This is a genomic window from Variovorax sp. IB41 (assembly GCF_016405905.1).
Taxonomy (GTDB): domain Bacteria; phylum Pseudomonadota; class Gammaproteobacteria; order Burkholderiales; family Burkholderiaceae_C; genus Variovorax.
This window is the reverse complement of sequence record NZ_JAEFCB010000022.1, coordinates 1-12,670: the sequence shown is the minus strand read 5'-3', so window position 1 is coordinate 12,670 and position 12,670 is coordinate 1. Positions and strand designations below refer to the sequence as shown.

The 12,670-nt window shown below is 67.6% G+C and carries 11 protein-coding genes; all 11 read left to right on the top strand.

What is annotated here, in order from left to right; all coding sequences use genetic code 11:
• Window positions 1-70: 70 nt before the first annotated feature.
• The 11 genes from JC881_RS27520 to JC881_RS27470 all read left to right on the top strand — a co-directional run bounded on the left by JC881_RS27520 (window position 71) and on the right by JC881_RS27470 (window position 12,639).
• The gene (locus JC881_RS27520; protein ID WP_198788876.1) at window positions 71-835 is read left to right on the top strand and encodes a basic amino acid ABC transporter substrate-binding protein; all 765 of its coding nucleotides are present in this window, start codon (window positions 71-73) and stop codon (window positions 833-835) included.
• An 85-nt stretch (window positions 836-920) separates the two neighbouring features.
• The gene (locus JC881_RS27515; protein WP_198788875.1) at window positions 921-1,691 is read left to right on the top strand and encodes an amino acid ABC transporter permease; all 771 of its coding nucleotides are present in this window, start codon (window positions 921-923) and stop codon (window positions 1,689-1,691) included.
• A gap of 29 nt (window positions 1,692-1,720) precedes the next feature.
• Entirely contained in the window at window positions 1,721-3,346 is a 1,626-nt protein-coding gene (locus JC881_RS27510) for an MFS transporter (protein WP_198788874.1), read from the top strand.
• A gap of 126 nt (window positions 3,347-3,472) precedes the next feature.
• Window positions 3,473-6,088 carry an autotransporter family protein gene (locus JC881_RS27505; protein WP_198788873.1) on the top strand — a complete coding sequence of 872 codons (2,616 nt, stop codon included), beginning with the start codon at window positions 3,473-3,475 and terminating at the stop codon, window positions 6,086-6,088.
• A 144-nt stretch (window positions 6,089-6,232) separates the two neighbouring features.
• On the top strand, window positions 6,233-7,054 hold the full coding sequence (locus JC881_RS27500; RefSeq protein WP_198788872.1) for a creatininase family protein: 822 nt from the start codon (window positions 6,233-6,235) through the stop codon (window positions 7,052-7,054).
• 13 nt (window positions 7,055-7,067) lie between these two features.
• Window positions 7,068-7,868 carry an ABC transporter ATP-binding protein gene (locus tag JC881_RS27495; RefSeq protein WP_198788871.1) on the top strand — a complete coding sequence of 267 codons (801 nt, stop codon included), beginning with the start codon at window positions 7,068-7,070 and terminating at the stop codon, window positions 7,866-7,868.
• Window positions 7,846-8,727 (top strand): ABC transporter permease, encoded by an 882-nt coding sequence (locus JC881_RS27490; RefSeq protein ID WP_198788870.1) that lies wholly within the window; start codon window positions 7,846-7,848, stop codon window positions 8,725-8,727. Before JC881_RS27495 ends, JC881_RS27490 begins: the two co-directional genes overlap by 23 nt.
• A 4-nt stretch (window positions 8,728-8,731) precedes the next feature.
• Window positions 8,732-10,096 (top strand): FAD-binding oxidoreductase, encoded by a 1,365-nt coding sequence (locus tag JC881_RS27485; protein ID WP_198788869.1) that lies wholly within the window; start codon window positions 8,732-8,734, stop codon window positions 10,094-10,096.
• 58 nt (window positions 10,097-10,154) lie between these two features.
• Window positions 10,155-11,183 (top strand): ABC transporter substrate-binding protein, encoded by a 1,029-nt coding sequence (locus tag JC881_RS27480; protein WP_198788868.1) that lies wholly within the window; start codon window positions 10,155-10,157, stop codon window positions 11,181-11,183.
• A 143-nt stretch (window positions 11,184-11,326) separates the two neighbouring features.
• Window positions 11,327-11,917, top strand: a complete 591-nt coding sequence (locus JC881_RS27475) for an NAD(P)H-dependent oxidoreductase (protein ID WP_198788867.1) — start codon at window positions 11,327-11,329, stop codon at window positions 11,915-11,917.
• A 23-nt stretch (window positions 11,918-11,940) separates the two neighbouring features.
• Complete coding sequence (locus JC881_RS27470; protein ID WP_233102081.1) at window positions 11,941-12,639, top strand: ferredoxin reductase; 699 nt, start codon at window positions 11,941-11,943, stop codon at window positions 12,637-12,639.
• The last annotated feature ends 31 nt before the right edge of the window (window positions 12,640-12,670 follow it).

Here is a 12,670-nt window from a genome sequence, read left to right as displayed (position 1 = left end):
TGCCCGATAGCGCCAGCCTAAAATCCTCGCCCACCACACACCGCGCCCAGCGGACACAGAGGACCCTCGAATGAACCCCATCCGCCGCGCCCTGGCCCTCGGCCTTGCTGGCCTTGCCGCCACCCTCGCCTTCGGTGCCCAGGCACAGAACCGCGAACTCACCGTCGCCTCCAGCGCCACCTACGCCCCCTTCGCGTTCGAGAACAAGGACAAGCAGATCGTCGGCTTCGACATCGACATCATCAACGCCATCGCCAAGCAGCAGGGCCTGAAGATCAAGATCGTCAACACGCCGTTCACCGGCATCTTCGGCGCGCTGAACAACGGCGACGTGGACCTGGTGATCTCGGGCGTGACCATCAACGACAAGCGCAAGCAGAGCTACGACTTCACGCCGCCCTACTTCGCGGCGCGCCAGCTGATCGCGCTTCCGAAGAACAGCACGGTCGCCTCGCTGAAAGACCTCGCGGGCAAGAAGATCGCCGTGGTGAGCGCCTCCACCGCCGACGACATCGCTTCCCGCGAATTCGGCAAGACCAGCCCCAACATCCGCCGCTTCGAGAGCACGCCGCTCATCATTTCGGAGCTGGCCGGCGGCGGCGTGGATGCGGCCATGGGCGACAACGGCGTCATCGCCTACCGCGTGGCGCAGCATGCGGACCTGAAGACGCTGGACGACAAGTCCTTTCCCGAAGAGGGCTTCGGCATCGTCGTGAAGAAGGGCGACAAGGCCCTGCTGGACAAGCTCACCGCGGGCCTGGCCGCGGTGCGCGCCGACGGCAGCTACGTCACGATCTACAAGAAGTGGTTCAACAAGGACCCGAACGTGCGCTGAGCCGCACGGCACCTGTGACCCGATCACGGCCGCCCTCGAAGCGGCCGTTTGTTTTTTCGAGAGTGATGACGCGAAGGCGATGAATATGGAACAACCGATCCTCTTGTTTGGATGGTTTCGCTGGGACATCCTGGTCGAATACAAGGACCTGTTCTGGCAAGGCGCGTGGATGACGCTGCGCATGACGGTGGTGTGCGTGCTGCTGGGTTCGAGCTGGGGCCTGTGCCTCGCGCTCGCGCGCCTGGCGCAGCCGCGCCATGCGCCGTGGACCTGGGTCGCGCGCTTCTTCCTGCGCTGGCCGGCCACGGTGTACGTGAGCTTCTTCCGGGGCACGCCGCTGTTCGTGCAGATCCTTTTGATCCACTTCGCGGTGATGCCGGTGTTCATCCATCCAGCGAGCGGCATCCTCATCGACGGCGAGCTCGCGCGCACCTTGAAGCAGGAGCACGGCGCGCTCATCTCGGGGGTTGTGGCGCTCACGCTCAACTCGGCGGCATACATCTCGGAGGTGTTTCGCGCGGGCATCCAGTCGATCTCGCGCGGGCAGTTCGATGCGGGCCGCTCGATCGGTTTTTCGCCCGCGCAGGTGATGCGCTACGTGGTGCTGCCGCAGGCCTTTCGCCGCATGCTGCCGCCGCTGGGCAACAACGCGATCGCGCTGCTGAAAGACACGTCGCTGGTCTCCGCCATCGGCCTCGCCGAGCTGGCCTATGCGGCGCGCACCGTCGCCGGCGCCTATGCGCGCTACTGGGAGCCGTACCTCGCGATCTCGTTGATCTACTGGGTGATGACGCTGGTGCTGACCACGATGCTGCGCAGGCTCGAACACCGCCTCGCACGCAGCGACCGCGGTTGAGAAAAACCCGCGCGCGACAATAGCGCCACATGCCACCCATAACGACCGAAGAGACGCCCCTTCCGCCCACGCGGCCGCAACCCTCCAAGTTCGCGGCCCTGGAGCCCCTGAAGCTCCCCGTGTTCCGCATGCTGTGGAGCACCTGGCTCATCGCCAACATCTGCATGTGGATGAACGATGTGGCCGCCGCGTGGATGATGACCTCGCTGACCACCTCGCCGATCTGGGTCGCGCTGGTGCAGTCGGCCTCCACGCTGCCCGTTTTTCTTTTGGGCCTTCCGAGCGGCGCGCTGGCCGACATCCTGGACCGCCGGCGCTGGCTCGTGGCCACGCAGTTCTGGCTCGCGGGCACGGCCATCGTGCTGTGCGCGGCATTGGCGCTGGACCTCATGACCGCGCCGCTTTTGCTCGCGCTGACCTTCGCCAACGGCATCGGCCTTGCGCTGCGCTGGCCGGTGTTCTCGGCCATCGTGCCCGAGCTCGTGGCGCGCCCTCAGCTGCCGGCGGCGCTGGGCCTGAACGGCATCGCGATGAACGCCTCGCGGATCATCGGCCCGCTCACGGCCGGCATGCTGATCGCGAGCGCGGGGACCATCTGGGTGTTCGCGCTCAACGCGGTGCTGTCGGTGGCCTCGGGCTTCGTGGTGCTGCGCTGGCGGCGCGAGCACACGCCCAATCCGCTGGGCCGCGAAAAGCTCGTGAGCGCGATGCGCGTGGGCGTGCAGTTCGTGCGGCAGTCACAGCGCATGCGCGCGGTGCTCACGCGCATCTCGATCTTCTTCTTTCACTCGACGGCGCTGCTCGCGCTCTTGCCGCTGCTGGCGCGCAACTTGAAGGGCGGCGATGCGGGCACCTTCACGCTGCTGCTGGCCGCGATGGGCTCGGGCGCGATCGTCGCGGTGCTGTTCCTGCCGCGGCTGCGCCAGGCGCTCGGGCGCGACCAGCTGGTGCTGCGCGGCACGCTGCTGCAGTCGGGCGCCACGGCGGTGATGGCCTTCGCGCCCAACGCGTGGGTCGCGGTGCCGGCGATGTTCTTCGGCGGCATGGCGTGGATCACGGTGGCCAACTCGCTCTCGGTGTCGGCGCAGCTCGCATTGCCCGACTGGGTGCGCGCGCGCGGCATGTCGATGTACCAGATGGCCATCATGGGCGCGAGCGCGATCGGCGCGGCCATCTGGGGCCAGGTGGCGACCATGACGGCGCTGAACCTGAGCCTGGCGGTGGCCGCGGTGAGCGGCACGCTGCTGATGCTCATCGCCCTGCGCTGGGTGACCGACGTGACCGGCGAGGACGACACCAGCCCCGCCGAAGCCGGCTGGGCCGCGGGTCCCCCGGCCGAGGCACCGCAGGAAGAAGGGCGCGTGGTGATCACGGTCGAATACCTCATCGAGCCGGCGCGCGCCGCGGCCTTCCACATCGTCATGCAGCAGACGCGCCGCGCGCGCCTGAGCCAGGGCGCGATCGGCTGGGAGCTGCTGCACGACATCGCGCAGCCCAGCCGCTACGTGGAGCAGATCGTGGACGAATCGTGGACCGACCACCTGCGCCGCTTCAACCGCGCGACCGCGAGCGACATGGCGCTGCGCGAGCGCCGGCTGGCCTTTCACATCGGCGAGAGCTCGCCCGTGGTCACGCGCTATATCGTGCGGCGCTGAAGGCGCGAACACCGGGCTTCGCCCCGGTGAGTACGGAAGTTTTCGGGTTTCCGAATTGTGAATTGCACTGAATAATGGGCCGATGCAAGGCCCCGCGCCGTGCAAAAAACAAGAAGGAACAAGGACATGCGTCTGGAGCAGCGCGCCCGATCTTCCTGCCGGATTCCGGCATCTCCTCTTTCATGGTTCGTGGCGGCCCTCGCAGGGCTCGCGGCCAGCACCGCCCAGTCGGCCTGTGGCCCGACCGCGACGCCGGGTACGGGCCAGAGCGTGGTCTGCAGCGACGCGACCACCGGCTCGGCCAGCGTGATCGCAGCGCCCGGCAGCACCGGCGTCGCCATCACCGTGGACAACGGCGCCACGCTCACCACCAACGCCACGCAGGCCCTGCTGGTGCGCGATGCGAGCAGCATCACCAACAACGGCACCCTCACCGTCTCGGGCGGTTCGGGCTCGGCGCGCGCGGCGATGGTGGCCACGGGCAACGACAACACGATGACCAACAACGGCGCCATCCGCACGACCAGCGGCGGCACCTCGGGCATGCTGGTGACGTCGAACAGCAGCACGCGCACCCTCATCACCAACAACGGTTCCATCGCGACCACGGGCGGCAGCTCGCACGGCATTTCCACGCTGGGGCCGGGCAACACGGTCGTCAACAACGGCACCATCGCCACCAGCGGCAATTCGGCCAAGGGCGTGTACCTGCAGGGCGGCAACCTCGCGGCCAACCTGCTGGTCAACACCGGCACCATAGCGACCACGGGCGCCAATTCGCCCTCGGGCGGGGCCGATGCGGTGCATGCCAACACCCTGGGCCTGAGCTTCTTCTCGCGCGTGGAGAACCGGGCCGGCGCGTTGCTCTCGAGCGCCAACGGCTACGGCTACCGCGGGCAGAACGGCAACGACACACTGGTGAACGCGGGCACCATCGAAGGCCATGGCGGCGCTGGCAACAGCGATGCGCTCTACATGGGTGCGCTCGGCAACGGCACGCTGATACTGCAGACCGGCTCGGTCATCCGCGGCGGCGCCGACGGCGGCAATGCGATCGCGAACGCCTTTCTCGAAGGCAGCGGCACGGTGGACAACGCCTTCCGCAATTTCCAGAATCTGACGATGCGCGGCGCCGGATGGTCGTGGCTCACCGATGCGACTTTCTCGGACGGCATCCGCATCGAATCGGGCCGCTTCAACCTGCCCGCCACGCTGACAAGCCCGGTCATCGCCGTGCTCCCCGGCACCACGGTCGCCGGCACCGGCACCTTCGCGGGCAACGTGACGAACCAGGGCACGCTGTTGCCCGGCCCGAACGACGGCGTGAACTTCGGCGCCTTCACGGTGCGCGGCAACTACCTGGGCAACGGCGCGCTGATGCAGATCAACACCGTGCTGGCCGGCGACAACGCGCCCTCCGACCGGCTGGTGATCGATGGCGGCACGGCCTCGGGCGGCACCGCGATCCGCGTGGTCAACCGCGGCGGCATGGGCGCGCCGACGCTGGCCGACGGCATCCTGGTGGTGCAGACGGTCAACGGCGGCACCACGGCAACCCACGCGTTCTCGCTCACGCAGCCGGTCGAGGCCGGCGCGTACACCTATCGCCTCTTTCGCGGCGGCGCGGCGGGCAACAACCCGGACAACTGGTACCTGCGCAACAACGGTTTCCTGGTTGGCGGCGTGGTGGTGGGGTCGCTCGCCGAAGCCTACGAAGTCATCGCGGAAACGCCGGGCGTGCCGGGCGCGCCGGCACCTGCCGTCGAGCAGGTCAAGCTGTACCGGCCCGAGGTGGCGCTCTACAGCAGCGTGCCGCTGGTGGTGCGCCAGCTCGGGCTCGCGCAGCTGGGCAGCTTTCACGACCGGCAGGGCGACCAGCAACTGCTCGCGGAAGGTGAACAAGGCGAAGGCCGGCAGGCCTCGTGGGGCCGCGTCTTCGGCGAGAGCACGCGCCAGCGCCTGCGCGGCGATGCGAACCCGCAGTTCGACGGCAACATCCACGGGCTGCAGCTGGGCCATGACTTTCTCGTCGGCACCGATGCCTCGGGCGGGCGCCACCGCGTCGGCGTGCTCGGCGGCTACACGCGCGCGAGCGGCGACACGAGCGGCATCGCCGGCGGCGCCACCAACGCCGCCACGGGGCGCCTGAGCGTCGAGGGCTACAGCCTCGGCGCGTACTGGACGCGTGTCGCGACGAGCGGTTGGTACAGCGACGCCGTGCTCATGGCCACGCGCTTCAAGACCGAGGCGCAGTCCACGCTCGGGCGCGGCGGCCGGCCGCACGGCAAGACGATCACCGCTTCGCTCGAGGCCGGCTATCCCTTCGCATTGAGCGACAGCGTCTCGCTGCAGCCGCAGGTGCAGCTGATCTGGCAGCGCAGCTCGGTCGACGACTTCGACGATGGCCTCTCGACCGTGCGCTTCCAGCGCGACAACGCCGTCACCGGGCGCGTCGGCGCGCGGCTGGAAGGCAGCTTCAGCGCCGCGGGCGGCACCTGGAAGCCCTACCTCAAGGCCAATCTCTGGCACACCTTCAGCGGCACCAACGCGCTCTTCTTCGGCCCGACCGACCAGGTCGGCAACCGCCGCACCGCGAGCGCGCTCGAAGTGGGCGCGGGCGTGGTGGGGCAGGTGAACAGGACGGTGGCGGTGTATGGCGGCCTCGCGTACACGCGCGCCATCGGCAACGACGGCGAGCAGTCGGGCATGCAGGGGCAGGTGGGGATGCGCGTGCGCTGGTAGCCGCGCGCCATTGACCAGTTGATCTGGTTTGGACGGCATTTTCGGGCGGTCTCGTAGGCGTACGGGTAATTGCTGAGCCACTTTTTTTGACCGATTGGATGATTTAAGTCATCATCCGGCCGTCGCATCACGAGGTATCACCCGATGAATCCGCCCACCCTGCGCAGCCGCTTCTGGTCCGACCTGACCAGCGAAGAGTTCTCACGCCTGGACCGCGAACGGCTCATCGCCGTGCTGCCGGTGGGCGCCACCGAGCAGCACGGACCGCACCTGCCGATGTCCACCGACACGGCCACCATCGACGGCATGGTGCGCGCCACGCTCCCGCACCTGCCCGACGATTTGCCGGTGCTGTTCCTGCCCACCGTGCCCTACGGCAAGAGCAACGAGCATTCGCGCTACCCGGGCACGCTCACCGTGTCGGCGAACACGCTGATCTCGCTGTGGAAGGACATCGGCGCCTGCGTCGCCAAAGCCGGCGTGCGCAAGCTCGTGCTCTACAACAGCCACGGCGGCCAGATGAGCGTGATGGACATCGTGGCGCGCGACCTGCGCGAAGAACACGACATGATGGTCGTGGCCGCCAACTGGTACACGCTCGGGCTGCCCGAAGGCCTCTTCACCGCGCACGAGGGCAAGCACGGCATCCATGCGGGCGACCTGGAAAGCTCGGTGATGCTGCACCTCACGCCCGACTACGTGCGGCGCGACCAGTTCCAGAACTTCAGCTCGATGACCGAGCAGCTGGCCGCAGAAAACAAGTTCCTCTCGATCACCCCCAGCGGCAAGCTCGGCTGGCAGATGCACGACATCAACCCCTCGGGCGCGGCCGGCGATGCCACGCGCGCCACCGCGGAGAAGGGCGCCGCCGTGCTCGACCACGTGGGCCGGCGCTTCGTCGAATTGCTGCACGAGGTGGACCGCTTTCCGCTGTCGCGCCTCGCCAACGAACCGGCCTGGCGCTAGGCTCGCCCCCACCATGGAAAGCACCACGCCATCCACCCCGCCGCTGGTCAGCCTGCGCCACGTCAGCAAGCGTTTTGGCAACGGCACGCTCGCGCTGCAGGGTATGACGCTCGACATCGGCGAGCACGACTTCATCAGCTTCCTGGGCCCCTCGGGCTGCGGCAAGAGCACGGCGCTCCGGCTCATCGCGGGGCTCACGCGCCTGAGCTCGGGCGACATGCACTGGTCCGGCGCCAACACCGGGAAGACGCAGAGCGACCGCGACCTGGGCTTCGTGTTCCAGGAGCCCACGCTCATGCCCTGGGCCAAGGTGTTCGACAACGTGTGGCTGCCGCTCAAGCTGGCCGGCCAGAGCCGCGATGCCGCGGCGCCGGTCGTGCAACAGGTGCTGGAGATGGTCGGCCTCTCGCGCTTCGCCGACGTGTACCCGCGCGAGCTCTCGGGCGGCATGAAGATGCGCGTGTCCATTGCGCGGGCACTGGTCACGCACCCGCGCCTCCTGCTGATGGACGAGCCCTTCGCGGCGCTTGACGAAATGACGCGCATCAAGCTCAACAACGACCTCCTGGCCATCTGGCGCGAGCACCGCTTCTCGGTGGTGTTCGTCACGCACAGCGTGTACGAATCGGTGTATCTCTCGAACCGCATCGTGGTGATGGCCGCGCGACCGGGCCGCGTGATCGACGAGATCCGCATCGACGAGCCCTATCCGCGCGGCGAAGAGTTCCGCACCTCGAGCCGCTACAACGCGCACTGCACGGCAGTCTCGCAATCCCTGCATGGAGCCCTGCATGGCGTCGACATCGATCACTGAACCCGTCGCCCTCGCCGACGTGGACGCGGCGCCCTCCGAGGCGTCGCTGCGCGCGCATGAAGACAAGCTGCGCCGGCGCGAATCGCTGCTGCGCATCGTGGTGCCCGCGGCCATCGTCGCGCTGCTGCTGCTCGTGTGGGAATGGACGGTGCGCGCCAACAACATCCCGCACTACATCCTGCCCGCGCCCTCGCTCATCCTGAAGACGCTGTTCGACAACTGGGACACGCTGTCCAGCGCGCTCTGGTTCACGGTGAAGCTCACGCTGCTCGCATTGCTGGCGGCCATCGTCGGCGGCGTGCTGCTGGCGATCGCGTTCGCGCTCTTCAAGTGGGTGGAGATCGGGCTCTTTCCGATCGCGGTGATCCTGCAGGTGACGCCGATCATCGCGATCGCGCCGCTGATCCTGATCTACGTCTCGAGCACCACCGCGGCGCTGTTGTTGTGCGCATGGATCGTGGCGTTCTTTCCGATTTTGTCGAACACCGTCATTGGCCTCAAGAGCGCGGACAGCAACCTGCGCGACCTGTTCCAGCTCTACAAGGCCTCGCCGTGGCAGACCTTCCGCTACCTGCTCGCGCCGAGCGCGCTGCCGTACTTCATGGCGGGGCTGAAGATCGCGGGCGGGCTGAGCCTGATCGGCGCGGTGGTGGCGGAGTTCACGGCCGGCACTGCGGGCAAGGAGACGGGCCTGGCCTCGCGCATTCTCGAATCGAGCTTTCGCACCGAGATCCCGATGATGTTCGCGGCGCTGCTCTTGGTGTCGTTGCTGGGCATCGTGATCTTCATCGTGTTCGCCGCGCTGTCCCGCATGGTGCTGGGCCACTGGCATGAAAGCGAAATGCGCCGTGAACGCTAGGGCGATGCACACGGCCACGGACTGGGATGCCGTGCGCGAAGACCTTCGCGGCCTGAACCTCGTCACCGCGCCGAGCCAGCGAAAGCAGCTGTCGAAAGACTTCTACTGGTACAGCCCCATCCTCACCGCGCAGCTCGCGGGCTGCGTGGCCGACCTCGTGGTGAAGGTCAGCACCGAGGACGACGTGCGCCAGGCCGCGGCCGTGGCCGCGAAGTGGAAGCTGCCGCTCACCGTGCGCGCGGGCGGCACCGGCAACTACGGCCAGTGCGTGCCGCTCGAAGGCGGCATCGTGCTGGACGTGACGCAGATGTGCCGCGTGCTCGACATCCAGGACGGCCGCCTGCGCGTGGAGGCCGGCGCGCGCATGCACGACATCGACCTGGCCGCGCGCGAGACCGGGCAGGCGCTGCGCATGTGGCCCTCGACCTGGCATGTGGCCAGCATCGGCGGCTTCATCGCGGGCGGCTTCGGCGGCATCGGATCGTTTCGCCACGGCATCCTGCGCGACCCCGGCAACCTGCTGCGCGCGCGCGTGATGACGGTGGAGCACGCGCCGCGCATCATCGAACTGCAGGGCGACGAGATCCAGCAGGTGCACCATGCGTACGGCACCAACGGCGTGATCCTCGACGTGGAAGTGGCGCTGAGCCCGGCCGTCGAATGGGTGCATTGCACGGTGCTGTTCGAGACCTACCGCGGCGCGCTGGACTTCGGCATCGCGGCGCAGGCGCCGACGCTCGACATCTTTTTGCTCTCGACCGTGGAGGCGCGCTTCTCGCCGTACTACACGGCGATGCGCGACCGCTTTCCGATCGACCGGCATGCGGTGTTCACCATGGTTTCGCCCGAGTCGATGGCCGAGTTCCGCGCGCTCGCCGATGCGCACGGCGGCACGATCTCCGTCGCAGGCACCGAGGCCGAACTGCTCGCCGAGGGCCTCCCGCCCGCCTACGAGTGCGCGTTCAACCACACGACGCTGCAGGCGCTGAAGGCCGACCGCGGCTGGACCTACCTGCAGGTTGCGTATGCGCAGCCGTTCGACCCCGCGGTGGTCGAGCGTCACCTGCAAATCTTCGGCGACGACGTGCTGCAGCACCAGGACTTCGCGCGCGCGGGCGGCGAGTGCGGCACCTTCGGCATCCTGCTCGTGCGCTGGAAGGGCGAGGCGCACCAGTACGAGTTGATCCGCGAAATCGAGTCGCAGGGCGGCTGCCAGATCTTCAACCCGCATGTGGTGACCATCGAGGACGGCGGCATGAAGACCATCGACACGCAGCAGATCGAATTCAAGAAGCGCAGCGACCCGATGGGTTTGATGAACCCCGGAAAAACGCGCGGATGGCACCCGGACATGGCCGTCGAGCGCTGAGAAAAAGATTTAGTCTCCGCATCCCGTACTTTCAAAACCTCCACAGGAGCACGTCCCCATGCGCATCCCCGCTTTCAATCTCCGGCCGCTTGCCTTCGGCCTGGCGCTCGTCGGCGCCGCCTTCGCCGCGCAGGCGCAGGAAAAAGTGGTGTTCGCCACCAACTGGAAGGCGCAGGCCGGCCACGGCGGCTTCTACCAGGCGCTGGTGGACGGCACGTACAAGAAGTACGGCCTGGACGTGGACATCCAGCAGGGCGGCCCGATGGTCAACAACCGGCCGATGCTGCCGGCGGGCAAGGTCGATTTCCTCATGACCGGCAACCTGCTGCAGTCCTTCGACAACGTGAAGAACGGCGTGCCCACCGTGGTGGTCGCGGCCTTCTTCCAGAAGGACCCGCAGGCCATGTTCGCGCACCCGGGCCAGGGCTTCGATACCTTCAAGGACATGACCAAGGCGCCCGTGGCCTTCATCGGCAAGGACGGCCAGTTCAGCTTCTGGCAGTGGATGAAGTCCGAGCACGGCTTCAAGGACTCGCAGCTCAAGCCCTACACCTTCAACGTCGGCCCGTTCCTGGCGGACAAGAAATCGATCCAGCAGGGCTATGCGATCTCGGAGCCGCTGTCGATCAAGGCGCAGGCCGGCTTCGATCCGGTGGTGCAGCTGCTGGCGGACAACGGCTTCTCGACCTACTCGACCACCGTGGAGACGCGCGCGGACCTCATCAAGACCAAGCCCGAGACGGTGCGCAAGTTCGTCGAGGCCTCGATCATCGGATGGAACAACTACCTCTACGGCGACAACAAGGCCGCCAACGAGATGATCGCCAAGATCAACCCCGACTCGCCCGTGGCCGCCTCGCAGGGCTCCATCGAACTCATGAAGAAGATGGGCATCGTGGACAGCGGCGAGTCGCTCACCAAGGGCATCGGCGCGATGGACGAAGCCCGCGTGAAGGACTTCTACGACAAGATGGTCAAGGCCGGTCTCTACAAGACGGGCGAGGTCGATCTCGCGAAGGTCGTGACCACGCAGTTCGTGAACAAGGGCGTCGGCGTCGACGTCCGCAAGAAGCTCACCGGCAAGTAATTCGCATCGCTGTTTTTTCCCGTGGGTCGCGCGGGGCTTGCGCCGGGGTCAGATGCCGGCGCCTGGGTTGCCATAAGGCACCGCGCGGCCTTTTGTTCCTTGGGCTCTGACCCCGTCTCGCCGACAGGCGAACCGGCCCTCCCATGAAAACGCTCGTCGTCCATTGCCATCCGAACCCTGACAGCTTCAACCACGCCCTGTATCGCACCGCGCTCGAAGCACTCGAGCCGCGGCATCCCGTCAAGGCCATCGACCTCTACGCCGAGGGGTTCGATCCGACGCTCACCTGCGAAGAGCGCATCGCCTACCTCGAGAACCCCGAGCTCATCCGCGAACGCGTGAAACCGCATGTCGAAGCGCTGCTGTGGGCCGAGCACCTGGTGTTCGTCTACCCCACCTGGTTCCATGGACCGCCCTCGATGCTCAAGGGCTGGCTGGAGCGGGTGTGGCTGCCGGGCGTGGCCTTCCTGCCCGCGGAGCGCAAGGGCCAGCTCGCGAAGTCGGGCATGCGGCACATCCGGCGGCTGACGGTGGTGACCACCGGCGGGTCGCCGCGCTGGTTCGTGCAGGTGATCGGCGACCCGGGGCGGCGGCTGTTCACGCGGGGCTTGCGCGCACTGTTCGCCTGGCGCTGCAAGGTGACCTGGCTGCAGCTGCACGACATGAACGCCGTCACCGCGCGCGACCGCACGCATTTCATCGAGCGCGTTTCGCGCAAGCTGCAGAACATCTGAAGAAAGCAGGGAGACACCACACCATGAGCCTCGAACGCACGCTGACCGTCCGCGTCGAACGCATCTCGCGCGAGACGCCGGAGATCCTGGCCTTCGAGCTGGCGCATCCGTGGGGGCGCGCGCTGCCGGGGTACGAGGCGGGCGCGCACATCGACGTGCACATGCCGGGGGGTTTCTCGCGGCAGTACTCGTTGGCGCGGGGACCGTCGAACGCGCCGTCGTACGTGATCGGCGTGAAGCGTGAGCTTGCGAGCCGCGGCGGCTCGGCCTCGATGCACGAGCGCGTGCGCGAGGGCGACCTCATCGCGATCAGCACGCCGCGCAACACCTTTCCGCTGCGCGAAGAAGCAGCGCACCACCTGCTGATGGCGGGCGGCATCGGCATGACGCCGCTGCTCGCGATGGCGCAGGCGCTCGCGGCGCGCGGCGCGTCGTTCACGCTGTGCGTGTTCGCGCGCAGCGAGGAGCACCTGGCGTTCGCCGAGGCGCTGCGCGATCCCGCGCTCGCTGCGCATCTGCGCCTTCATCTGGACCAGGGCGACGCATCGCAACGCATCGACCTGCAGGCGCTGCTGGCCGAGCGCGCGCCGGATACGCACCTCTACGTCTGCGGTCCCGGCGGCTTCATGAAGGCGGTGCGCGACGCGGCCGCAAAGACTGACTGGCCCGGAGACGCGCTGCACACCGAGTACTTCGCGGCGCGTTCGGCGCCCCCACGGTGACCAAGGACGGTGTGTCCGTGGCCAAGGAAAT

Excerpts from the sequence above, each read along its gene's own strand:
- JC881_RS27485 (WP_198788869.1), top strand. The coding sequence starts at position 8,732 with ATGCACACGGCCACGGACTGGGATGCCGTGCGCGAAGACCTTCGCGGC.
- JC881_RS27500 (WP_198788872.1), top strand. The coding sequence starts at position 6,233 with ATGAATCCGCCCACCCTGCGCAGCCGCTTCTGGTCCGACCTGACCAGC.
- JC881_RS27480 (WP_198788868.1), top strand. The coding sequence starts at position 10,155 with ATGCGCATCCCCGCTTTCAATCTCCGGCCGCTTGCCTTCGGCCTGGCG.
- JC881_RS27495 (WP_198788871.1), top strand. The coding sequence starts at position 7,068 with ATGGAAAGCACCACGCCATCCACCCCGCCGCTGGTCAGCCTGCGCCAC.
- JC881_RS27510 (WP_198788874.1), top strand. The coding sequence starts at position 1,721 with ATGCCACCCATAACGACCGAAGAGACGCCCCTTCCGCCCACGCGGCCG.
- JC881_RS27515 (WP_198788875.1), top strand. The coding sequence starts at position 921 with ATGGAACAACCGATCCTCTTGTTTGGATGGTTTCGCTGGGACATCCTG.
- JC881_RS27475 (WP_198788867.1), top strand. The coding sequence starts at position 11,327 with ATGAAAACGCTCGTCGTCCATTGCCATCCGAACCCTGACAGCTTCAAC.
- JC881_RS27505 (WP_198788873.1), top strand. The coding sequence starts at position 3,473 with ATGCGTCTGGAGCAGCGCGCCCGATCTTCCTGCCGGATTCCGGCATCT.
- JC881_RS27470 (WP_233102081.1), top strand. The coding sequence starts at position 11,941 with ATGAGCCTCGAACGCACGCTGACCGTCCGCGTCGAACGCATCTCGCGC.
- JC881_RS27490 (WP_198788870.1), top strand. The coding sequence starts at position 7,846 with ATGGCGTCGACATCGATCACTGAACCCGTCGCCCTCGCCGACGTGGAC.
- JC881_RS27520 (WP_198788876.1), top strand. The coding sequence starts at position 71 with ATGAACCCCATCCGCCGCGCCCTGGCCCTCGGCCTTGCTGGCCTTGCC.